The following is a 23,788-nucleotide window of genomic DNA, read 5'->3' as shown; positions in this document are numbered from 1 at the left end:
GCTCATCATCTGCTCCAACGCCGAGGACGCCACTCCTTCGTAGAAGGCGGTATAGTGGTAAGAGGGAAGGCGTTGTGCGCCGCCGATCTCGGCCACCGCGCGGTTCAACTCGCCGGCGGCATGATTGGCCGTCGCTTTGAACGTCATATGCTCGAAAAAATGCGCGATGCCGGGTTTCCACGGCGGCTCGTCGGCGCTGCAGATTTGTACCACGCCATGCGAGTGACGATGGGCGCGCGATGATCGGGGATGACGACCACCTCCATGCCGTTGTCGAGCAGTAAATTCGTTGCCTTTATGTCATCGGTGGCAGCCAGAACCGGAGCGGTGGTCACAACCGCCACCGCGGTCGCAAAAAGTGTCCCGCACAGCCAGCCAGACCGAAGATTTATCGATGCCTTCGGTTGTGGTGACCGGGCGGTGGGCAAGGTTCGAGGCGAAGTGAGTTGTCCTCATTTTGAAGGTTCCGCGTCCTCGTCGGCCTTACTGGGAGCAGGTGGATCAGTGGACAGAGCCGGGCCGGGATGAGCCCTCAGCATGCTTCCAGGCCGGCTCGAGCGTTATCTTTGAGTCCGAGGGGGAAAGGTGAGGCGGCAATTTTTGGTGGGGGATCACGGGGCGACTCTCCTGGCTTCGTGACGCGTTTGCGATGACCGCGCACGAGCCGTGCCAAATGGCAAAACCCTTTCGGCAATGTGATTTATCGGATCTGCTCTGTTGTCTATCCGACATTGTCGGATCTGACACGGCGAATGGGAATCCCTTGCCGCTCTACAAGGTGGCTAGGTAAACTACCCGTTGGAGAGCGACGAATGTGGTGGCGTTAGCGCGCGCCGCAGCTGCTGGGTCGTCAGGGTACCCTTGCTCACATGTAGATCGCAGATCCCGCGATAGGGCTCCAAAACCAGCGATAGACGCGGTTCTGGAATTTCTGGAGCGTTGCAGGACTTGCTTGATTTTTTGGGCCATTCCGAGCGCCAGCGCGGGAGATGCTTCCGGCGACAGGCGGTCACCGCGGGCCTTGCGAGCCGCTTTGCCATTGGAGCGGGGCTTTTGCAATTTTCGCTTTTGCTCCTCCTGAAATCTCGGATATGAAGCGGACTGGCTCATGGCCTGCCCACATCGAAATGGTTACAGAGGAATACGATTATGGCGACCGGAACGGTAAAGTGGTTCAACAGCACCAAGGGATTTGGATTTATCCAGCCCGACAATGGCGGTCAGGATGTTTTCGTCCACATTTCGGCTGTCGAACGAGCGGGCCTTTCGACCCTTAATGAGGGCCAGAAGATCAACTACGAGATCGAACAGGACCGCCGTACTGGCAAGTCCTCCGCTGGCAGTCTCAGCAAAGCTGGCTGAACTCTTCTGCTTCTGCCCGGCAAGAGCCGGGCAGACGTGCCACCGACCGCCCCATAAGAGCGGGCAAGAACTTGGATCCCATCGCCGACCGGGGCAGCAGATTGGGGAAGCTGCCAATTCCTACTGAAACAAGATGTTTGCGAGTGGAGAGGGGCGGGTCCCCGGCTTCTTATGTTCTGCAGTCAATCTCTCCACATGTGATTCTGCCTGGGATGTGGGGTCTGACGCACTCTCGATCGAGTGTGGCCGGAGAATGAACGAGCAATTCAAGCGGCCTCCAGCGATTGACATCTCCGGGATCAAGAGGGCCGGGTACATTGGCCCCGAGGGTACCTGGACACATCAAGCCACGCTGGACATCTTTGGTGACCAAGTTGAACTCGTTCCGTTCAGCGACGGATTGTTCGAAGCATATGAAAAGGGCTGCGTCGACGTCGCATGCGCCCCAGCTACGACCTCTCTGGTCGGAACCACTCCTTACCTCGATCAAATCCTAAGCTCGAGGTCTCCCAGGATCATCGCCGAGTATCCGAAGGTCCTGAGCTACAGCCTGATTGCAAGCAAGGATGCGAGTTTCGCGACGATCACCAAGGTAATGGGCCATCCCGTAGCCTTGCAGGAGGTGGCCGCGTGGCTGGACGAGAACATGCCGAACGTCGAGCGAGAGAGCCGCATGGGAACGACATCTTTCGTGGCTGAGCAAAAGTCTCTATCTATAGCGGCATTTGGTCCTGCACTTGGAGCCAAGCTGTACAATCTGCAGATCTTGCGAACAGGAATCGAACAAGGGCTACATAACGTAACCCGGTGGTGGGTGCTTGGGCGCAACACTCCTGCGCCGACAGGATTCGACCGGACGACACTTCATCTCCGCGTTTCAGAGCAAGACCTCAGTTATGTACTGAACATGTTCTCGAAGGAAGATTTAGTGGTTCTCAACATCTATCAGCGTCCAAAATGCCAGCGGCTGGACACCCATCAGTATGTCATCGATGTCGCTGGACACGTTTCGACGCACCCGGCGCTGGCTGCGTTGGCGGCTATCGATGGCATTAGGATTCTGGGATCGTACCCACGTCTTTACTAGCCATGGCTAGACTGGCTATGGCTAAGCTAGTTTCGGCCCATGACGCCAACTGTTGATCCTCGGCACTGATGAAAAAGGGGGCAGCCGAATCGAAACTTGACACGATGCACTCGTGCTGCCGGCCACAGACGAGATCATCCTGATCTTCTCGCTGCCGACACAGCTTCTTGCCTACCCAACGGCGGTAGTCATGGGGCATGTCGAACAGCCGAGCAACTCGCAAATCAGTCACGGTCGAATGATTGTGACGCGTTCATAGGCGGCAACGCTGGTCCATTCGGAACGCGAAGCACTTCAGGCGGCGCAAGGCCGCCATCACTGGCGCCTGCGGTGATTCATGAGCGTGCCGTTTAGCACGATCGGTCATCCCTTGGACTCGCCTCACGTTGCTTGGATGTGCTTACGAGCCAACCCGGTCGCGAAAAGCATCGAATGCGGCAGCAACAGCGCGAATCAGGAAGCGATGCTCCTGCCGCACTCGGATGAAACCCTTTTCGATGTCCACTATCCCGTCCTCAGCCAGCATTGCCAGCCGCTCAGCTGAACCGCGAAAACGAATCGGATCAAATCGATGGGCCGCACAGATTGCCGGCACATCGGCCTCCAAATCGCACATCAGCCGCTCGATAATGGCGGCTCGCACGCGGTCTTCGTCCGTGAGACGGTAGCCCTTTGACGTTGGCAGCCGGCCAGCTGCGATGTGCCGGCTGTAGAAATCCCGTGTAACCTCGTTCTGGACGTAACCCTCGCCGACACGACCGATAGCCGATGTGCCGAAACCGATCAGGGTTTTGCAGGTGTCGGCCGAGTAACCCAGCGAGTTACGCCGCAGGCGACCGCTAGTCTGCGCCACGATAAGTTCGTCGTCCGGCAAGGCGAAATGGTCGAGGCCGACCTCTTCGTAGCCGGCGGCAACCAGCGTCTCGGCCACGGCCGCGGCCTGTTCCGCGCGGGCAACGCTGTCCGGCAGGGCTGTCTCCTCAATCAGGCGCTGAGTCTTTATGACAGACGGAATGTGCGCGTACCCGAACACCGAAAGCCGGTTGGGGCGCATCGCGACCGCCGACGTCGCGGTCTGGACGCATGACTGGACCGTCTGATGCGCGAGACCGTAGATCAGATCGAAGTTGATGCGACTTACTCCATGCCGACGCAGCTCATCGACGGCAGCGGCCGTCTGCGCCTCGCTCTGGACCCGGTTGATCGCTTTTTGAACAATGGGATCAAAGCTCTGCACTCCGAGGCTGGCGCGATTCACGTTGGCTGATCCCAACGCTTCGGCGATCTCGGCCGTGAACGTGCGCGGGTCAATCTCGACGGCGATCGTAGCGGGTTTCCTGAACGCGAAGCGGCGGCGCAGGAGTTCGATCATGGCCAAAAACTCCGCCGGCCCGATAAGGGTCGGGGTTCCACCGCCGAAATGCACGTCGTTCACGGGCAGCCCCTGCGGCACTTGCTCCAAGACCAAACGGATTTCGTCACGTACGACCGCCAGATAATTAAGGATCGGCGCATCATTGCGGGAGATGGTGGTAGGGAAGCCGCAATACCAGCAAATCGATTGGCAGAACGGAACATGGAGATAGAGCGACACCGAATCGTCAGCCGGTAGACCCCTAAGCCATCCCTCATAAGTTTCGGCGCCGACCGCGGCGGAGAACTCCGGCACAGTCGGATAGATGGTGTACCAAGGCAGGAGAGCCTCGCGATATTTTTTCAAGATAGAAGTCCGCAACAGTTTCTCTCCCAAGCTGACAACTGTCCTCCTTCTACCGCTGCGATCTCCTGTGTCTCTGCGTTATGTCAAATTCGTTCCGGTTTGGCCGCGAACCAGCGTTTGTCAACGAAAGGCGGAGGTGAAGTGTCGTCCGGTCGAATCCTGCCGGCGCAGGGGTCTTGCGCCCAAGCACCCAGTCAACCTCAACGCGTGATCCGCAGTGCCGAGGTTTCGTCGACGGAAGATGGATTGACGCAGCAAACTCAAACGGCTGACCAAGTTTGTTTCCGCCTGTCCGCCCAAAATTCGGAACTGACGCGGGCTAACTAGACTGCCGGGACCAGAGACATCAAGCCCGGTCCTTTCGAGACGTCTCTTACGGGAGAAGTCAAACTTGAGATCGACTGACGCGCTGGCAAGTCCTCGCTGGCAGCCTCAGCAGAGCTGGCTGAATTTCTCCTGCGTCCGGGCAAGAGCCGGAATGACGCGGCACCTGCCGGATGTGCTGATGACTGCTGATAAGAGCGGGCGAGAACATGGATCGACCGGAAGGCCGAGGCAGCAGGTGGCTGCAAGCGGGCGTAAATTCCTTGTGAAGTCACGTCGTCTCCAAGGAGGCGGGAGTGGGCCCCCGCCTTTTTCACGTTCTGTACAGATCACGCCTGTTGCAGCCGCCCGCTCCAGAACGGATCTAGAAAGATGGTATCAAGCTGCGACCTTCTTACGGGTCCTATTCGGCGGCGTGTTCGTCTCTGGCTGTTTCGGTCTGCGGCCGAGCCCCATCGTCTTGGCCAACGCAGAGCGCGCGGCGGCGTAATTCGGCGCGACCATGGGATAATCCGCGGGCAGCCCCCATTTTGCGCGATATTCATCCGGCGTCATACCATAGTGGGTCGACAGATGGCGCCTTACCGATTTGAATTTCTTCCCGTCCTCGAGGCAGATGATGTAGTCCGGCGTCACCGATTTCCTGATCGGGACAGCAGGCTTCAGAACCTGCGGCTCTTCTGCGGAGACACTTCCGATCCTGCCTTCGAGTGCCGCGTGCACTTGGCCGATCAGTGCAGGGAGATCGCCCACCGGGACCGGATTGTTGGAGACATAGGCTGACACGACATCAGCGGTAAGCTGGATGAGGTTGTCGATGTTTTTGTAGGCTTCTTCTGTCATGAAACTCTCCGGGCGGATTGAACCTTAGTCGGCGAAGCGTCGCTTCTAGTGGTGGTCTCCGCTGAAAGCAACAAATGTCTCGACAGGATTATTCGATACCGTCCCAATATCGAGGTCTGTAGCGCCGTATCAAGCGGTCGTGAACGCTGATCTGCGCGGTTATGGCTGTCCCGTAACTGGGTCAGTATTGTCTTTCGTTCCCGATCTCGTCCCTTTGAATTTTGCAAAAGCGAGAGCGGAAGACCCAGAAAGCTTGGTTCGATGCCATCAGCCGTGCATCGGCTGGAGTACCAAACTTCGGTCGTAGAAGCACGTTGGCGTTATCGTGGCATTGTCGCGACGGACCACGGAACCAACCAACCCCTCGGGCGAACAGACAGCGATGTTGCGCGCCCACCTCTTTGAATCCGCTGCCGGAGCGATGAACACACCGTTACGGTTTCTGCCGCTCCATGCCGTATGACGGCCCGGCCGGCAGGCCAGATTCTCTCGATCCGCTGATCTAGCGCAAGGCGTTCGCGAACCGCATGTGGAGAATGGTTGCCGTGCATACCGCAAGGACACCATTTATGAAAATGCTATTCATTGCGATGGCTGTTGCCTTTCTGGCGGCCACCGCATTTGCTGCGCAACTGATCCCAGTAGATCTCAAACAAACGGCACTGGCCACCTTCAAGCCTTTGCCATCCAGGCCGGCGGTCGCCGACAACCCGATCACACCGGAGAAGATTGCCCTCGGCAGGGCCCTGTTCTTCGATCCACGCCTGTCGTCGTCAGGAGTCTTCTCGTGCAACTCGTGCCACAACTTGGCGACCGGAGGCGACGACAATCGCGAAACGTCGATTGGGCATGGTTGGCAGAAGGGATGGCGCAACGCGCCGACGGTATTTAACGCCGTCTTTAACAAAGGACAGTTTTGGGATGGTCGCGCCGCGGACCTGAAGGCTCAGGCCAAGGGACCGATACAGGCCGGTGGCGAAATGGCCAACACACCGGATCAAGTCATCGACACCCTCAAGTCGATGCCGCAATATGTCGAGTGGTTCAATTCGGCTTTCCCGGATGAAGCCGATCGCATTTCCTTCGAAAACGTGGCCAAAGCAATCGAAGCCTTTGAGGCGACACTGGTCACGCCGGCCCCCTTCGACGCCTTTCTCAATGGCGATGACGCCGCCATCAGTTCCGAAGAGAAACAGGGCCTGGCACTTTTCATCGAAAAGGGCTGCTCGTCTTGCCATTCCGGTATCAACGTTGGAGGCGAAGGATATTACCCATTCGGCCTCGTTGAGAAGCCTAGCGCGGATGTTCTGCCGGAGTACGACAAGGGCCGATTTGCCCTCACCAATGCAGCCGACGATTCCTATGTTTTCCGCGTGGCACCGTTGCGCAACGTAGCAATCACGGCGCCGTACTTTCATTCGGGCAAGGTTTGGGATCTGAGACAGGCCGTCGCCATCATGGGGACCACCCAGCTTGGCGAAGAATTAACGCAAAACGAAGTCGATCTGCTCGTTGCCTTCCTTAATTCGCTGACCGGAAAGCTACCGGAGATAGCCTATCCCATCTTACCCACCGAAACGGCGACAACACCTCGACCTCAATCGTAGATCCAGGGAAACGATCGCGTCGGGCGCGTGAGCATTGGTTTCCTAATCGACTGGGCGAATCGCCACCAGCGCACCGTCATCGGATTGGGCCGCGGTACGTCGCCGAAGATAATGGGAGGCGCACGTGGCGGGAGCAATAACTTTGTACCCAGCCATGCTGGGTGAAGCGAGGTCGGACAGCTGCTCGCCGAAATGCTGCACCATGTCGTTTCGTTCGGAGGGCGGCTGGTTGGCATGTACTGCAGCCCACAATTGACCCAATTCTTTGCATCGTCCCACATTCAGGAGTTCTGGTAGTCGCGGCCGCCGCCCAGAAACGCAGCATTGCTGGTCAGGGACCTCGGTCGACAGGGCGCGATGGCGCCACGTGTCTCAACAGTTAGGTGTGGCCATGATTCCGAGTCCCTCAGGTAGGCTAGATGTGAGCAACCGGGAAGGTGATCCCGTCACTCAGTGGCTTTCCAGTGTGAGTCCTTAAGGCATGAGGATCTGGTCGAGTTCGCGCCATCGAGCCGCAGCGGCTGGTCACTGTGCGTTGATCACCCGTCGTGCTGCGGAATCAGTCTTGTGAGTGTTTCCCTATCCTTCATCCCGACCGCTGTGGCCGGTCAGTGCTCTTCCTACAGCGAACATCACGTTTCGCGGCCGAACTGCAGAGCTTTGGCCGAAGCCGGGCTGCGCCGCACAGTCGGAAACGTCTAGTCACATTTGCCAAGTGCGTGTTGGAAACGGTGATTCCGTGACACATTGTCGCCACCGTTTAGCCGCGAGATCGTCCCAATCATCCACGAGATAGCCGGCGTTGCCCTGAGACGGTTCGGTCCGGCACCGGCTCAAACCAGCCCCCCGCTTAAGGGTCAGTGCCGGATCGAACCACCCTGCTGCTCTTCTTGAGGAATCAGGTGCGACGCCCGAAAAGCAAATGGCGGGCATCAGAAGCAAGCTGATCCGCTCATTGATCGATACTCCAAATTGCACAGCCCGTTAAAGACCTGCACGCCACAGTGGTTAGGCGGGCGTCGGCCGTCAGGCCAGACGCACCTCGGGCCGGCATCAGGCGGGAGGAGGGTATCAGGAAGGCGACGCAAGCTCGCATCGGGCGAGCCGCTCACGCTGGCGCTCACCGCGCCGCTCGGGATACGGCCCGTCGTTCCGGTCAGCGGTTCAAGCCGGGCAAGGAGGCTGCCCGCAAATACGGAGCGGAGAATGGCTTCGAAGGGCTTCAGCTACAGCTTGCGCGCAATCCCAGAAATGTCCGGACTGTCCACCCGATCACCCCAGCCAACAGGCTGTCAGGACCAGAATGGCCGGTGGATGGTGTCGGCCGAATTGAGAAACTGACCCTGACGAGGCGAAGAACTGCCCCCTCTCCTTGGGAGATGGGATTTCTGTGCGTCCTGCACCGTCGAGGGGCGATGCACGGTAAGGGATGCTGCAAGCAGAGGAAGTGATGTCGATGGTGCGCCTGCATCGATGCGGCTGAGGCGCGAAACGGATTGCAAAAGAATTCGGTTGCGCGCGCAGTACAGCTGGCCGGTACCTTCGTGAGAGCGGGTCATCGCGTATTGAGGCCGCCCGCGTGGGTCGGCCCTAGACGGGTTTCCTCCAATGGCGTCGAAAGCCTGCATATGACAGCGGCAATACGTCTGCAGGTCCTGGTCCATGACGTAGTGGGCGAAGAACTAGCGCGAGTGACTAAGCACGAGCGAGAACAGCCGGACGATGGCGCATCACGCCCGGCGCGTCGGTGAACTCGGTGACGAACCGCGCGAAGTCGATCTGTGCTTGATGTCCGGCCGGAGCCTCGAACTGCAGCTCGAAGGGACGCACCTGCTCCTGCAGTCGGATCATGGCCACGAAGCGCTTCACGGCGGTGTAGGCGTCGTCATAGCCGGTCTCACGAATCTCGCGCGTCAGGCGCAGGCGCTCAGATCGGGAAAGGTTGAGTTCCGTTCGCGTAGATAGTCGACAAAGGGGGCGATCTTGTTTGGCCGCCCCGCCTGTCCCGGGCCATAGGCCGGGAGTTCGAGCCCGCGCTCGATGTATTTGCAGACCATCTTGGGTCGCGGCATGTTCGCCGGGCGATCGCCGTCACGGACAGGCCTTGAGTAGATCCAAATGATCAGAAGTTCTCCTTGGACCACTAACGCCGCTCCTATTCCGATCAAATCGGAACGGACCATCGAGGCCGGAGCGAAAGCCGCCAGTTCCGAGACGCGTCGCGGGCGGCAGCAGCGCCAACGAGGGAAGTCTTCGATGCTCACAATCAGGGAATATTCCTCACCCGATGACAGTGCGCGGTGGGCTATGGGCATTTTTGTTTCGGAGTGTGCCAGCGTGTGTGGCGGACGTCCGCGCGCGGTGCCTCAGATCGTAGAGGAAGTAGCTTCCGGCCAGGTCGGGAAGCCTGTCGCGATGACGACGGTGTGGTTCAGTACCGGAACCGGCGCCCACAGCAAAGGGGCATGCATTTCCGTCGACGCGCGCCGGGGTAGCGCGATCTGCCTTCGGCAGAGTGCTTGTCGCATTGGGTAGCGAGGTAAGCGCCGAAATCGCGATCGGCCAATGCGGCAAGACTTGCCTCCCTGTAGTGACCGGCATCGGCTGAGGTTGCTTTGGCTTCCCGCCGAGATGTCCTTCATACCATCGAGAAAACGGGACGAGTTTGCCTGGAAGGGCGGCGACCCTTTGCCGAAAATGAAAACCGCCTGGATAGCGAAGGCTGTCGAAGCCCAACTGCAGCAGGAATGGCTTGGTGGTGGCATGGCACGGCAATGCATTAGCGGGGGGTTTGTGCAAATTGCCGACCAGGTCGCGACTGATTTCCTTGCCAAGGGAGGAGGACAGCCGCGGGTGTCGGCTGGAATGGCGATGGTCGTCATTGAAACGCTCGAGCATACGGGTCTGCTCTCAAAGGAGAAGCTGCTGCGAGCGACATCATGCCGGCGTTTTCCAACGGCGGGTAGGAGCAGGCGAAAGAGGCGGCATCGGCGTGCCATTCGTGCCATCAGGCTGCGAAACATGCATCGTCTTTGAGGCCAACTTCATCATATTTCTTTGGCTTAGATGGGCTCGCGGCGTGACCCAGAGAGCTGGGAGAAGCCCCCGAGACTACAAGTGTAACACCATATTGGTTCAGCAGATCAAGCTTCGGTGGTAACCTCATGGGGTAGAGAAACGCCTTTGGAGGCCGAGCAATGGATCGCGATAACAAACGGGCACGCGCAGCTGCAAGTTCATCCCAAGGCGGGGGGAGACTCAGTGGCCTCCTGGATCTTCCAGAGGGGCCATTGAGCGATGTTGCAGAACGGCTGGTAACCGCTAACCCGCGCGATACAGCGCGAAATCTTGGGGGCTTCAAAGACCTCGGGACGCAAGCGCGGACAGCCGTTCGGGGCACTCAACCCGGGCCAGAAACTGACCTCGCGAAATTTGAAAGGCGGGCCAATCAGCTCGGACAATCAGCCATGGAGCTGGCCCGGAAATTGACAGACGGATTGGGGTACCAGCCGGATAACGTCGCATTGGAGCAAGTCAGAGCGGTCAGTAGTATAGCCAATTACCTAACGCCACAGATGCAAGATGCTGTTGTTAATCGCATTGGCAACATGGAGCCACCGGAGCAAGCTCTCGGAGCTCTTTACGCTTCACAAAACTTCGGTAAGTTTAATGACGCAAATAAATCCCGCATTTTTGAGCAGGCCATTGAATTGGCGGCTGATCCTCATAATCACCACATGGTCAAGGAGAACGCACAAAATGCCATTATCGCCGTGTATCATGAATTAGACGCAAATCAACAGGCCCAAGCTCACGCAGTTCCCGGCATGCAAGATATCTTGCCGCACATGCCTCCGCCGCGGTATGCAGCAGCGGAACGGAATGCGAATCTGGACGGCCATATAGCAGGTCTTGAGGCTGCAGTCCGTGCGACAAGCGCGCAAATCTCCTATGAACAGCTGCAGCGGGGTGGTCTAGTCGGTCAGGCCATTAACCACGACTTCAGTCACGCTCGAGACGACCTGATGGCTGCCTCGAGAAGCAGAGATCGCTCCGGCCGTTGAGGTCTCGGCCATGGTACAGTGACGCTTTCTCCCCGAATTCCGTTCACGGCCTTGCCATCTCCAATTCGCTGGCCGTTGATGTACCTGCCTGGTGTAACTTTCAAGACCACGCCTGCCGGGTGGTGCGATGCAACCATTGCACCACCCGCTGCGGCATCGATCTGTCGGGCGGCGACATCGCGCGACGTCGGTTCGGTGTTTGAAGCCGCAGCATTAGCTACGGCTAATCCGGCAATGGAACAATGCCTTCAACAAAAACGACGCCCCCCAACATAGCCGTTAGCATCGCCTGCTCACTCGCCTTGGGCTTCTGTGCGGCAAGTCTGTACGCAACGTTCCTTCACGGCGGTGGCGGCGAGGCTTTGATGACGTTTGACGTCCGTGCCTTTTGGTTTGAGACGCCCTTCTATCTGGGTTTCGCAACCCCCGTCTTCTATCGGGGCGCGGCTATCGTGCTCTCGACATCCGCGGTCGTCTTGCTGATTCAGCAGATCGTATTGCGCCGTAAGCTCGAACACCACGGGACGGCTCGTTGGGCTCGAGTGGATGAAATGCGACGCACCGGATATCTGCGACGATACCGTGGCGTGACAGGCCCGGTATTTGGGAAGACGAGTGGCCCTTTCTGGCCTGGCTACTACCTGACCAATGGCGAGCAGCCTCACAGCCTCATCGTTGCACCGACCCGTGCTGGTAAGGGCGTCGGCATAGTCATCCCAACGCTACTTACATTCAAAGGCTCGGTGATAGCTCTCGACGTCAAGGGGGAGCTCTTTGAGCTTACCTCGAGGGCGCGGCAGACCGCCGGCGCCGAGGTGTTCAAATTTGCGCCGCTGGATTCGGAGCGGCGCACGAATTGCTATAATCCGCTGTTGGACCTTATTGCGCTGTCTCCACAGCAGCAATTCACCGAGGCCCGCCGCTTGGCAGCAAACCTGATTACGGCGAAGGGGGAGGGCGCGGAAGGTTTCGTCAACGGCGCGCGAGATCTCTTTGTCGCGGGTATCCTCGCCTGCATCGAGCGGGGCACGCCAACAATCGGCGCCGTCTATGATCTCTTCGCCCAGCCGGGGGAGAAGTTTAAGCTCTTCGCGCGACTCGCCATGGAGACCCGGAACAAAGAGGCACAACGCATCTTCGACGACATGGCCGGGAACGATACAAAAATCCTAACCTCCTACACGTCCGTCCTTGGCGATGGCGGGCTCAATTTGTGGGCGGATCCCGCTGTAAAGGCGGCGACAAGTCGCTCAGATTTTTCGGTCTATGATCTTCGCCGTCGCAAAACGTGCATCTATCTTTGCGTTGGTCCAAACGACCTTGAGGTGGTCGCGCCTTTGATACGCCTGTTCTTTCAGCAAGTCGTTTCAATTCTACAGCGGTCGCTGCCTCGCCGGGATGAAAAATACGAAGTTCTGTTTCTGCTCGATGAATTCAAGCACTTGGGTAAGCTGGAGGCGATCGAGACCGCAATTACGACCATCGCGGGCTACAAGGGTCGCTTCATGCTCATCATCCAAAGCCTCTCGGCACTGACGGGGGCCTATGGCGAGGCTGGCAAGCAGAATTTTCTCAGCAATACCGGCCTGCAAGTGTTCATGGCCACTGCCGATGACGAGACTCCGAACTACATTTCCAAAGCTATCGGTGAATACACGTTTCAAGCCCAATCGATTTCCTACAGCCAGGCGCGCACGTTCGATTGGAACATTCAGAATTCACATCAAGGTGCACCGCTGTTGCGTCCCGAACAGGTGCGGCTGCTCAATGACGAGTACGAGATCGTTCTCATCAAAGGTCTGCCACCATTGCAATTGAGGAAGGTGCGATATTATTCGGATCGCATTCTGAAACGCATCTTTGAAAGCCAGACAGGCGCCCTTCCGGAGCCGGCACCCTTGACGATAGCAGACGAGAGGCTCTCGGCAGAATCTCAACTCGATGAGCCGCTGCGTGGATTAGCGCAGGACTTTGACGATACAGTTTGATGTGAGGCTAATGTGGACCCGCGAAATAGTAATCCATCCCGAGTAACAGCTTCGTCGCAGGTGCAGGATGCCGCCTTGGAAGAGGGGCAAGCGGGCCAGGCCCGGCAAGCGAGCTTTGAGCAGCACCTTGCCGAGGCCCGGAGGCTGTTCGATCAAGCTGACGAGTCGCCAACCAATCCAGAAGAGGTTCTGCGACTAGAACAATTGAGCGAAGGGCTTGAGCGACGGCAGGATGATCAAGCCGCCTCGTCTCTTTTCAGCGACCCAGGGATGCCCGCTGGGGGTGACCTCAACAGCATCGTGGCGGACACTTTCGCAGCGGCCGGCTCTGGGCACGCCGGAGTTGAGGCCGCCGCCCCGCCAGCGTTAGCTGCCAGCCAACAGCAGATCCGGCCCTGGCCGGATGCGCTTGACCAGGGCAACCACCTGCCACCCGGGTGGGTCATCATCAACAATGAACATTCCACAGTGCTATTGAGGCCAGCGGAGAGGCAGAGGGCCCTGAATACGCCGCAAGCCGCCGCCATTCAGCAGCCGCTGATTGAAATCGGCAATTCAGGCGGCCGCGTGCCGATGCAGCCCCCCATGCAGCGGTTGGGTGAATTGCCATTGGAAGGGGTACCCGTTCAAGGGACAGGGTCCGAACACATCGGAAGGCTGCATGCGGAGGCCGCGCCCTCCGCAAGGGCTGAGCCCCCCGCTGCCATCGAGAACTCCATAAACGTCTCATTCGCCGTCCCCAAAGGCTTCTCCCATGGGACTCAAGTCCCAGACGCGATGCTCTCTTTCTTGGACCGCCATGGCTCCTTGCCGGATGCGGGCCAGGCCCGGCAAGTGGGCTTTGAGCAGCACGTGGCCGAGCCGCGCCGAGCCGATCCTGTCGCGAATGGCGCCCGCGCTACCGGCTATCCCCATCTCTCCGGCGAACACCGGGACGTTATTGATAAGGCGATCACTCACGTTGCGGCTCAGCAAAAATATAGCGAGAGCACGGTCCGAAAATACACGTATGCACTTCGCCGATTGGCGAATGATCTCGGCGCTCGTGGCCAAGCGACTGATCTAAAAAATCACCAATCCCTGGTCGATCACGTCGATGCTTTCTTTCCGAAAAACGATGATATGAAGAGGGCGTTGAACGTCCTGCGTGCGTATCATGAGCCGGGCTATTCAGCGACTGCTGGCGCCCCTGCTACCCGCTATCCCCATCTGTCCGACGAACACCGAGACGTTATTGATAAGGCGATCGGCCACGCTGCGGCTCAGCAACACCATAGCGCGGAGACGCTTCGAATATACTCGTCTGCGCTTCGCCGATTGGCGAATGATCTCGGCGCTCGCGGCCAAGCGACTGATCTAAAAAATCACCAATCCCTGGTCGATCACGTCGATGCTTTCTTTCCGAAAAACAATGATATTAAGGATATAAAGCCGGCGTTGAACGTCCTGCGTGCGTATCATGAGCCGGGCTATTCAGCGACTGGCCGGTGGCCAGTGACGGTGCCCTCAAAGGCAGACGCGTATGTCTTGGAACAAGTGACCAATGACAGCAGGTTGGCCTCAACCACCCGTGCTGTCTATGGTCGTAGTCTTCGCAGATTTTCTGAGGAGCTTGAGAGTCGGGGCCAGACGATCTCTGGGCTGGATCACGATTCGCGGATCAAATTCGCCGAGACGTTGTTTCCAGGCCACCCCTATCTCCGCTTGGCGCTGCAACGGGTTCGCGATATGGAGTCCGCGTCAGACAGAAGCGTGACGGACGCTTTCGCAGCGGCCGGCTCTGGGCACGCCGGAGTTGAGGCCGCCGCCCCGCCAGCGTTAGCTGCCAGCCAACACCGGCCCTGGCCGGATGCGCTTGACCAGGGCAACCACCTGCCACCCGTTCCATTCGCCGTCCCCAAAGACTTCTCCCATGGGACTCAACACGTCCCAGACGCGATGCTCTCTTCCTTGGACCACCATGGCCTCTTGCCGGATGCGGGCCAGGCGCGGCAAGTGAGCTTTGAGCAGCACGTGGGCGAGCCGCGCCGAGCCGATCCGGCTCCCGTCGCGAGTGGCGCCCGTGCTACCCGCTATCGCCATCTGTCCGACGAACACCGGGACGTTATTGATAAGGCGATCGCCCACGCTGCGGCTCAGCAAAAATATAGCGAGAGCACGCTCGAAATATACTCGTCTGCGCTTCGCCGATTGGCGAATGATCTCGGCGCTCGTGGCCAAGCGACTGATCTAAAAAATCACCAATCCTTGGTCGATCACCTCGATAGTTTCTTTCCGAAAGACGGTAATATAAAGACGGCGTTGAACGTCCTGCGTGCGTATCATGAGCCGGGCTATTCAGCGACTGTCCCGTCGCGAGTGCCGGTGCCCTCAAAGGCAGACGCGCATATCTTAGAACAAGTGACCAGTGACAGCAGCTTGGCCTTAGGCAGCCGTGCTGAATATGGTCGTAATCTTCGCAAATTTTCTGAGGTGCTTGAGAGTCAGGGCCAGACGATCTCTGGGCTGGATCACGATTCGCGGATCGAAATCGCCGAGACGTTGCTTCCAGGCAACCGCAATCTCCTCTTCGCGTTGCGACGGGTTCGCGATGCGGAGCCCGTGTCAGACGGGGTTCCCGAGGCGGTCCGGCGGCTGTTCGATGATCGAGCTGACGAGTCGCCAACCAATCCAGAGGAGCTTCTGCGACTGGAACAGGGGTTGAGCGAACTGCTTCAGCGAGGGCAGGATGACCAAGCCGCCTCGTCTTTTTTCAGCGAGCCAGGGATGCCCGCTGGACCGGGTGACCTCAACAGCATCACGGCGGACGCTTTCGCAGCGGCCGGCTCTGGGCACGCCGGAGTTGAGGCCGCCGCCCCGCCAGCGTTAGCTGCCAGCCAACACCGGCCCTGGCCGGATGCGCTTGACCAGGGCAACCACCTGCCACCCGAGCGGTTCATCATCAACAATGAACATTCGAAGGCGCTGTTGCGGCCAGCGGAGAGGCAGAGGGCCCTGAATACGCCGCAAGCCGCCGCCATTCAGCAGCCGCTGAGCGAAATCGGCAATTCAGGCGGCCGCGTGCCGATGCAGCCGCCCAGGCAGCAGTTGGGTGAATTGCCATTGGAAGGGGTACCTGTTCAAGGGACATGGTCCGAACACATCGGAAGGCTGCATGCGGCGGCCGCGCCGTCCGCATGGTCTGAGAAGCACCTCGCTGCGATCGAGAACTCCATAAACGTCTCATTTGCGGTCCCCAAAGGCTTCTCCCATGGGACTCACCGCGTCCCAGACGCGATGCTCCCTTTCGTGGACCGCCACGACCCCTTGCCGAATGCGGGCCAGGCCCGGCAAGCGGGCTTTGAGCCGCACGTGGCCGAGCCGCGCCGAGCCGATCCTGTCGCGAGTGGCGCCCGCGCTACCGGCTATCCCCATCTTTCCGACGAACACCGGGACCTTATTGATAAGGCGATCGCCCACGTTGCGGCTCAGCAAAAATATAGCGAGAGCACGGTCCTAAAATACAGGTATGCACTTCGGCGATTGGCAAATGATCTCGGCGCTCGTGGCCAAGCGACTGACCTAAAAAATCACCAATCCCTGGTCGATCACGTCGATGCTTTTCTTCCGAATAAGGAGGAAATAAAGAGGGCGTTGAACGCCCTCCGTGCCTATCATGAGCCGGGCTATTCAGCGACTTCTGCTACCCGCTATCCCCATCTGTCGGACGAACACCGGGACGTGATTGATAAGGCGATCGCCCACGCTGCGGCTCAGCAACACCATAGCGCGCCGACGCTCGGAATATACTCGTCTGCGCTTCGCCGATTGGCGAATGATCTCGGCGCTCGTGGCCAAGCGACTGATCTAAAAAATCACCAATCCCTGGTCGATCACGTCGATACTTTCTTTCCGCAAAACAAGGACATAAAGCCGGCGTTGAACGTCCTGCGTGCGTATCATGAGCCGGGCTATTCAGCGACTGGCCGGTGGCCAGTGACGGCGCCCTCAAAGGCAGACGCGCATGTCTTGGAACAAGTGACCAGTGACAGCAGCTTGGCCTTAACCACCCGTCTTATCTATGGTCGTAATCTTCGCAATTTTTCTAAGGTGCTTGAGAGTCAGGGCCAGACGATCTCTGGGCTGGATCATGATTCGCGGATCAAACTCGCCGAGGGGTTGTTTCCAGGCAATCGTTATCTCCGCTTGGCGTTGGGACGGGTTCGCGATGCGAAGCCCGCGTCAGACAGGATCGTGGCGGACGCTTTGGCAGCGGCCGGCTCTGGGCACGCCGGAGTTGAGGCCGCCCCGCCAGCGTTAGCTGCTAGCCAACAGCAGATCCGGCCCTCGCCGGATGCGCTTGACCAGGGCAACCTCCCGCCACCCGAGCGGTTCATCGTCAACAATGAACATTCGACGGCGCCGTTGCGGCCAGCGGAGAGGCAGTGGGCCCCGCAAGCCGCCGCCATTCAGCAGCCGCCGAGCGAAATCGGCAATTCAGGCGGCCGCGTGCCGATGCAGCCCCCCATGCAGCAGTTGGGTGAATTGCCATTGGCAGGGGTATCCGTTCAAGGCACAGGGGCCGAACATATCCGAAGGCTGCATGCGGAGGCCGCGCCCTCCGCAAGGTCTGAGGCGACCCCCGCTGCGCTCGAGGACTTCATAAACATCTCATTCGCCGTCCCCAAAGGCTTCTCCCATGGGACTCAACGCGTCCCAGAAGCGATGCTCCCTTTCCTGGATCACCAGGGCCTCTTGCCGGACGCGGACAAGCCGGAATGGAACTACGAGATTAAAGGTCACGGCTACACCGCCCGGAGGCCAGAAGGAGGCAACGACGTTTGGCTTGTCCATCGCGGTGCGATGAGGGAAGCTGCAGCGGCGGCAGTACCGGCAAGGGCTCCAGCACATGGCTTGCCTGCGACCGCCAGGCTGTCAGACACCTATCGCGGTGTTCCGTTGGTCGATCTGACCACCTCCTCCGATGCACAGATCGCAGCGCTTCCGTCAGGTTCGTCCAACCTTCCCGCGGGGGCGGTGCTCGGGGCCACCGAACTGCTCAGCGACGCCCATATCCAGAGGGATTACGAATTCCTCCAGCAGCAGTTGCAGCAGGCCGATCCAGCGCTCGCCGCCCGAACGCGGCTGGTGGATCCCTTGGTCTCCCAGCAACTGCGCCGTCACGACCGGGACGCGCAACATACGGTGCTGTCCATCTATTATCAAAACGACGTCGCAGCCGACTTCGTGTTCCTGCCGGTGAACAGTGGCAATCCTATGGCTACAGCGGAGAATGAGGGACGCAACGAGCATTGGTCGCTGCTGCTCGTAGATCGCCGCGACCCGGAAAGAGCGGTCGCCTATCACTACGACTCCATCCATCAGAGCTATCGACGGGGATACAATGACGCGCCTGCACGAGAGCTCGCAGCAAGACTGGACGCGACCACCGTGGTGACACCCGTCATGGCGCAGCAGAACAACGGTGTTGATTGCGGCGTCTTCGTGGTGGACGGCACGCGCGCGCTGGTTCAGAGATTGGCGAATGAAGAGTGGCCGGAACGGCAGCGGCCGCTGCACCTCGACAACCTCGTCGCCGATCGGCAGGCGCTGCAAAACCGACTGAGGCAGGGCCGCTTGCCGCACGAGCTTGCCGCAATCCCCGCGGAAGCTTTTGGAGCAGCCGGGTCGCAGGTGCAACACGCCGTGTTGCAAGAGCAGCAAGCCCGACAAGTCGCGCCAGCGCCGTTTGACCAGCACTTGAGCAAGTCGCGCGAGGCCCATGACGAGCTGACGCGTACACTTGACAGGAGCAACACCGGGGGCGTCATCATCAACACTGAACATTACACAGCGCTGTTGCGGCCAGCGGAGAGGCAGAGGGCCCTGAATACGCCGCAAGCCACCGCCATTCAGCAGCCGCTGAGCGAAATCGGTAATTCAGGCGGCCGCGTGCCGATGCAGCCCCCCATGCAGCAGTTGGGTGAATTGCCATTGGAAGGGGTACCTGTTCAAGGGACATGGTCCGAACACATCGGAAGGCTGCATGCGGAGGCAGCGCCCTTCGCAAGGTCTGAGGCACTCCCCGCTGCCATCGAGAACTCCATAAACGTCTCATTCGCCGTGCCCAAAGGCTTCTCCCATGGGACTCAACCCGCCCCAGACGCGATGCTCTCTTCCTTGGACCACCATGACCTCTTGCCGGTTGCGGGCCAGGCCCGGCAAGCGGGCTTTGAGCAGCACGTGGCCGAGCCGCGCCGAGCCGAACCTGTCGCGAGTGGCGCCCGTGCTACCCGCTATCCCCATCTGTCCGACGAACACCGGGACCTTATTGATCGGGCGATCACTCACGCTGCGGTTCAGCAAAAATATAGCGAGAGCACGGTCCGAATATACACGTCTGCACTTCGCCAATTGGCGAATGATCTCGGCGCTCGCGGCCAAGCGACTGATCTAAAAAATCACCAATCCCTGGTCGATCACGTCGATGCTTTCTTTCCGAAAAACGGTGATATAAAGACGGCATTGAACGTCCTGCGTGCGTATCATGAGCCGGGCTATTCGGCGCCTGGCCGGCGGCGAGTGCCGGTGCCCTCAAAGGCAGACGCGCAGGTCTTGGAACAAGTGGCCAGTGACAGCAGCTTGGCCTCAACCTCCCGTGTTGTCTATGGTCGTAGTCTTCGCAGATTTTCTGAAGCGCTGGAGAGTAAGGGCCTGACGATCTCTGGGCTGGATCATGATTCGCGGATCAAATTCGCCGAGACGTTGTTTCCAGGCAGCCGCAATCTCCGCTGGGCGTTGGGACGGGTTCGCGATATGGAGTCTGCGTCAGACAGAAGCGTGACGGACGCTTTCGCGGCGGCCGGCTCTGGGCACGCCGGAGTTGAGGCCGCCGCCCCGCCAGCGTTAGCTGCCAGCCAACACCGGCCCTGGTCGGATGCGCTTGACCGGGGCAACCTCCTGCCACCCGAGCGGTTCATCATCAACAATGAACATTCGACGGCGCTGTTGCGGCCAGCGGAGAGGCAGAGGGCCCTGAATACGCCGCAAGCCGCCGCCATTCAGCCGCCGCTGAGCGAAATCGGCAATTCAGCCGGCCGCGTGCCGATGCAGCCTCCCAGGCAGCAGTTGCCATTGGAAGGGCTATCGGTTCAAGGGACAAGGTCCGAATACATCGGAAGGCTGCATGCGGAGGCCGCGCCCTTCGCAAGGTCTGAGGCACCCCCCGCTACGATCGAGAACTCCATAAACGTCTCATTCACCGTCCCCAAAGGCTTTCCCCATGGGACTCAACACGCCCCAGACGCGATGCTCTCTTTCTTGGACCGCCATGACCTCGTGCCGGATGCGGAAAAGCCGCAATGGAACTACGAGATTAAAGGTCAGGGCTACGCCGCCGAGAGGCCAGAAGGGCGCAACGACTTTTGGCTCGTCGATCGCGGTCCGATGAGTGCATCTGCAGCGGCAGCAGGACCCGTCTCGCCAGCGACCGCGAGGCTGTCAGACACCTATCGCGGTGTTCCGTTAATCGATCTGACCACCTCTTCCGATGCACGGATCGGAACGCTTCCGTCAGGCTCGTCTAACCTCCCCCGGGGGGCGGTTCTCGGGGCCACCGACCTGCTGGACGACGTCCATATCCACAGGGATTACCAGTTGCTGGAGCAGTACCTGCAGGCGGCCCACCCAGTGCTCGCCGCCCGAACAAGGCTGGTGGATCCCTTGGTCTCCCAGCAACTGCGCCGTCACGACGGGGACGTGCAAGGTAGGTTGCTGTCGATCTACCATCAAAACGACGCCCCAGCCGACTTCGTGTTCCTGCCGGTGAACAGTGGCAATCCTATGGCTACGGCGGAGAACGAGGGACGCACTGAGCATTGGTCGCTGCTGCTCGTTGATCGCCGCGACCCGGAAAGAACGGTCGCCTATCACTACGACTCCATCCATCAGAGCTATGGACGGGGATACAACAACGCGCCTGCAATAGAGCTCGCAACAAGACTGGACGCGACCACCCTGGTGACACCCGTCATGGCGCAGCAGAACAACGGTGTTGATTGCGGCGTCTTCGTGGTGGATGGCACGCGCGAGCTGGTTCTTCGATTGGCGAATGAAGAACGGCCAGTCCCGCAGCTGCCGCTGCACCTCGACTACCTCGTCCCCGATCGGCAGGCGCTGCAAAACCGACTGAGGCACGGCCGCTTGCCGCACGAGCTTGCCGCAATCCCCGCCGATGCTTTTGCAGCAGCCGGGTCGCGGGTGCAACACGCCGTCTTGCAAGAGCAGCAAGCCCGACAAGTCGCGCCAGCGCCGTTTGAACGGCACTTGAGCAAGTCGCGCGAGGCGCAGGACGAGCTGACGAGTACACTTGACAGGAGCAACACCGGGGGCGTCATCATCAACACTGAACATTACACAGCGCTGTTGAGACCGGCGAAGAGGCAGAGGACTGATAATCCGCAAAGCCTCGCCTTGGGGCGGCAGCCGAGCGAAGCAACCACGACGTCCATCAGCCCCTCCGATCAAGCCCGAGCGGACCTAATGGCTTCCTTCAGAAGCAGAGAGCGCTCCGACGCGGGGCGTTGAGCTCCATGGCTGGGGTCAAGCAGAACAGCTCTTTTGACGACAGAGGCGCTGATGCGCTCTCCGGACCGGTAGCTCTCGCCGTAATTGATCAGGCTGGCTTGTTGGAAGGCGATGTAGGCCTGGAACTCGCCGATGGCGGTCAGGAACTTGCGCATGTTCGGCTAGCCTGTCTCGAGACCTTCCGGGTCGAACTGCAGGTCGGCGATTTCGTCACGGGCACGATAGACGTTAAGATGCCAGAGATGCCATTTGATCCTGCGCACGTTTTCAAGCATGTCCTGTCCGGCCTGCTCGTCGTGGTTTTCGAGCCCTTGCACGAACTGGCGAAGGACCGTGGTGCGCATGGTGATATGGAACCAGTCGAGGACATGCTCGCTCGCCGGTGCAATCATTTCCGCGATCGAGCGGACCGTCGGTGATGAAGGTAATATCCTAATTGGCCTGGACACCCTGCTTCTTGAGATGGTCGAGAATGCGCCGTTGCAGCTCGCGATCATCGCCGTGGCCGAAACCGATGTAGCGCGGAGCGCCGTCTTCAGGCCGCGAGCGGCCTGCGATCAGCTCGATTTTTCTTCCGGTCGTCACGGTGGCGGATGTACTCGGGAAAGTCCAGAATAGCTCCCGGTCAAGCGGCCAAGGTGCCTCCGTAGCTGACATCTACGTCAGCGTTGAAGAAGTACCCTGCACCACGGCATGTTTTGACCAGGCGAGGATTGGCCGCATCAGCCTCCAGCTTTCGGCGCAAGCGCAAGATTAGGACATCGATACTTCGATCATAGACCTCTTCTCCACGCACACGGCTCGCGAGCAAAAGCCGTTCTCTGGATAACACGTTGCGTGGGTTCTCCAGAAACGCGATCAAGAGATTGAACTCACATGCGGTAAGCTTGACCTCGCCACGCTCCTCACAGATCAGTCGCCGCTGCTTGACGCTGAGCTTCCAGGCCCCAAAGCGAAATGAGCGCTGATCTCTGGTTCGCGGAATGCGCTGGCGTAACGCTACTCGAATGCGGGCCAAGAATTCGCGCATCCCGAAAGGCTTGGGAATGAAATCGGTTGCGCCGAGCTCCAGTGCAACCACTTTTTCCGCCTCATCAAGCCGGTCGCCGCTGATCACTATGATGGGAACATCCGATTTTGTCGCCAGATTGCGGACGATCGCAAGTCCATCCTCCCGGCCTAGGTTAAGATCAACAACCACCAGATCGACTGGCTCATGTGAAAGAACATGGTCAAACTGCTTGCTATCGTGGACTGCAGTTACCTTCAAGGCATGCATGGTGAGATACTCGGCGATGAGGCGCCGCATTGCGGCATCATCATCGATGACAAGAACATGTTTCAACGGCTCACCTTCAATCTCGAATCGCCCTATCTAAGCTGTTGCCGAGCAACCCTAGGAACCGATGTAGAACAGCTCCACCTTGGTCCCACTCGCCGCTGCGGGCGGCCAGTAACGAGGGCCTTGCTCGTCCAGAATTGGTAGAAAGCTGGCGCCTTATCGATCGCGAATTTGGCCGCATGCATTTAGCCGTGTCACCAGACAGGTTCAAGCGCCGACATGACCTGCCGTGAGGTCTTTCGCTTTTTCGCATCGAGCTTCCCGTTTTGTCAGTTTGGTGCAGGCCTGCTCATACCACTCCTTCGACGGCATGGATGCCGAGTTGCCTGCCATGTCCTGAATCTTCGTCACGTTATCTGGCCTTGCGGACCTGAATCATCTCGACATCCTCCTGCTCGCGGGTCGGGCTCGGACGTGGTTGAGCAGCGGCGTTTGATTGATCCCCTGAGAGGCGGTCGGCGGAAGAACGAATGTGATTCGCCATTGATGGTTTGTGCCAAATAGTACGTCTCCTGCAAAGTCGGGTTCTTCCGAGGTGGCCAAGCGTCAATCCTGTTTCGGGCGACGGCTGGTCCGGTGACGGTTACCGTCCGACCCAACATTCTCATCTTATTCAAGACCTCCGCTTGGAGCCTATCACGTCACCGGTAAGACCACAAAAGTCGACAGCGCCAAATCGAACCTCGTGATCATCCTTGGCGATAGCCCAGTCGGATTCCGTTAATGGCGTGCGGTTTTCTGCCGATGGGACTGTACAGGCTTCTTCACCTAGCGCGGCGAAAAGCTGGACCAGGCTTTCAACACAATGCGCTGCGTGCTGGTCGCTACGCCTTCCCAGTTGACCCTCGCGCCCACGGGTTTGCGCCTTGGAGCCAGCACTTCGCGG

10 protein-coding genes and 5 pseudogenes are annotated in these 23,788 nt (G+C 59.2%); 7 read left to right on the top strand and 8 right to left on the bottom strand.

What is annotated here, in order from left to right; translation table 11 throughout:
* A pseudogene (locus AC0L2Y_RS22815) lies at positions 1–392 on the bottom strand (M16 family metallopeptidase); the annotation flags it as partial.
* Positions 393–1,149: 757 nt separating this feature from the next.
* Here AC0L2Y_RS22815 and AC0L2Y_RS22810 point away from each other — a divergent pair.
* From AC0L2Y_RS22810 to AC0L2Y_RS22800, 3 genes and pseudogenes are all read left to right on the top strand, one after another.
* Positions 1,150–1,362, top strand: coding sequence for a cold-shock protein (locus AC0L2Y_RS22810; protein ID WP_095777381.1), 213 nt, complete (start codon positions 1,150–1,152; stop codon positions 1,360–1,362).
* A 253-nt stretch (positions 1,363–1,615) separates the two neighbouring features.
* Entirely contained in the window at positions 1,616–2,449 is an 834-nt protein-coding gene (locus AC0L2Y_RS22805; RefSeq protein WP_473559634.1) for a prephenate dehydratase, read from the top strand.
* A 71-nt stretch (positions 2,450–2,520) separates the two neighbouring features.
* Positions 2,521–2,691 (top strand): annotated as a pseudogene (locus AC0L2Y_RS22800) (SIS domain-containing protein); the annotation flags it as partial.
* Between the two features lie 158 nt (positions 2,692–2,849).
* On the opposite strand, the gene hemN reads toward AC0L2Y_RS22800, so the two are convergent.
* Together hemN and AC0L2Y_RS22790 are read right to left on the bottom strand one after the other, a co-directional pair.
* Positions 2,850–4,184, bottom strand: coding sequence for an oxygen-independent coproporphyrinogen III oxidase (hemN, locus tag AC0L2Y_RS22795; RefSeq protein ID WP_473506320.1), 1,335 nt, complete (start codon positions 4,182–4,184; stop codon positions 2,850–2,852).
* A 687-nt stretch (positions 4,185–4,871) separates the two neighbouring features.
* Complete coding sequence (locus AC0L2Y_RS22790) at positions 4,872–5,336, bottom strand: Ros/MucR family transcriptional regulator (protein ID WP_473506306.1); 465 nt, start codon at positions 5,334–5,336, stop codon at positions 4,872–4,874.
* A gap of 569 nt (positions 5,337–5,905) precedes the next feature.
* Here AC0L2Y_RS22790 and AC0L2Y_RS22785 point away from each other — a divergent pair.
* Complete coding sequence (locus AC0L2Y_RS22785; RefSeq protein ID WP_473506308.1) at positions 5,906–6,943, top strand: cytochrome-c peroxidase; 1,038 nt, start codon at positions 5,906–5,908, stop codon at positions 6,941–6,943.
* Here AC0L2Y_RS22785 and AC0L2Y_RS22780 read toward each other — a convergent pair.
* The 3 genes and pseudogenes from AC0L2Y_RS22780 to AC0L2Y_RS22770 all read right to left on the bottom strand — a co-directional run.
* Positions 6,940–7,159: pseudogene (locus AC0L2Y_RS22780) on the bottom strand (5-methyltetrahydropteroyltriglutamate--homocysteine S-methyltransferase); the annotation flags it as partial. The gene AC0L2Y_RS22785 and the pseudogene AC0L2Y_RS22780 sit on opposite strands and share 4 nt — an antisense overlap.
* Before the next feature lie 1,379 nt (positions 7,160–8,538).
* Positions 8,539–9,044 (bottom strand): annotated as a pseudogene (locus tag AC0L2Y_RS22775) (IS21 family transposase); the annotation flags it as partial.
* Between the two features lie 179 nt (positions 9,045–9,223).
* Positions 9,224–9,841: a hypothetical protein gene (locus tag AC0L2Y_RS22770; RefSeq protein ID WP_473559632.1), complete on the bottom strand. Its 618-nt coding sequence runs from the start codon at positions 9,839–9,841 to the stop codon at positions 9,224–9,226.
* A 299-nt stretch (positions 9,842–10,140) separates the two neighbouring features.
* On the opposite strand from AC0L2Y_RS22770, the gene AC0L2Y_RS22765 reads away from it, so the two are divergent.
* The 3 genes from AC0L2Y_RS22765 to AC0L2Y_RS22755 all read left to right on the top strand — a co-directional run bounded on the left by AC0L2Y_RS22765 (position 10,141) and on the right by AC0L2Y_RS22755 (position 21,560).
* Positions 10,141–11,007 carry a hypothetical protein gene (locus AC0L2Y_RS22765; protein WP_473559630.1) on the top strand — a complete coding sequence of 289 codons (867 nt, stop codon included), beginning with the start codon at positions 10,141–10,143 and terminating at the stop codon, positions 11,005–11,007.
* A 242-nt stretch (positions 11,008–11,249) separates the two neighbouring features.
* Positions 11,250–12,995 carry a type IV secretion system ATPase VirD4 gene (gene virD4, locus AC0L2Y_RS22760; RefSeq protein ID WP_473559628.1) on the top strand — a complete coding sequence of 582 codons (1,746 nt, stop codon included), beginning with the start codon at positions 11,250–11,252 and terminating at the stop codon, positions 12,993–12,995.
* A 75-nt stretch (positions 12,996–13,070) separates the two neighbouring features.
* On the top strand, positions 13,071–21,560 hold the full coding sequence (locus tag AC0L2Y_RS22755) for a Ulp1 family isopeptidase (protein WP_473559627.1): 8,490 nt from the start codon (positions 13,071–13,073) through the stop codon (positions 21,558–21,560).
* A gap of 23 nt (positions 21,561–21,583) precedes the next feature.
* On the opposite strand, the pseudogene AC0L2Y_RS22750 reads toward AC0L2Y_RS22755, so the two are convergent.
* Together AC0L2Y_RS22750 and virG are read right to left on the bottom strand one after the other, a co-directional pair.
* Positions 21,584–22,158, bottom strand: a pseudogene (locus AC0L2Y_RS22750) (ISKra4 family transposase); the annotation flags it as partial.
* Positions 22,159–22,185: 27 nt separating this feature from the next.
* Positions 22,186–22,905 carry a two-component system response regulator VirG gene (gene virG / locus AC0L2Y_RS22745; protein WP_473503207.1) on the bottom strand — a complete coding sequence of 240 codons (720 nt, stop codon included), beginning with the start codon at positions 22,903–22,905 and terminating at the stop codon, positions 22,186–22,188.
* Positions 22,906–23,788: the final 883 nt, after the last annotated feature.

The organism is Mesorhizobium sp. WSM4830, assembly GCF_055811495.1.
The sequence above is the reverse complement of the archived record's forward strand: the minus strand, read 5'-3'. Positions and strand labels throughout refer to the sequence as shown.

Bases quoted from the DNA above. Each gene is read 5' to 3' on its own strand.
- AC0L2Y_RS22785 (WP_473506308.1), top strand. From the start codon at position 5,906: ATGAAAATGCTATTCATTGCGATGGCTGTTGCCTTTCTGGCGGCCACC.
- AC0L2Y_RS22810 (WP_095777381.1), top strand. From the start codon at position 1,150: ATGGCGACCGGAACGGTAAAGTGGTTCAACAGCACCAAGGGATTTGGA.
- AC0L2Y_RS22765 (WP_473559630.1), top strand. From the start codon at position 10,141: ATGGATCGCGATAACAAACGGGCACGCGCAGCTGCAAGTTCATCCCAA.
- AC0L2Y_RS22770 (WP_473559632.1), bottom strand. From the start codon at position 9,841: ATGCTCGAGCGTTTCAATGACGACCATCGCCATTCCAGCCGACACCCG.
- virD4 (WP_473559628.1), top strand. From the start codon at position 11,250: ATGCCTTCAACAAAAACGACGCCCCCCAACATAGCCGTTAGCATCGCC.
- AC0L2Y_RS22790 (WP_473506306.1), bottom strand. From the start codon at position 5,336: ATGACAGAAGAAGCCTACAAAAACATCGACAACCTCATCCAGCTTACC.
- AC0L2Y_RS22805 (WP_473559634.1), top strand. From the start codon at position 1,616: ATGAACGAGCAATTCAAGCGGCCTCCAGCGATTGACATCTCCGGGATC.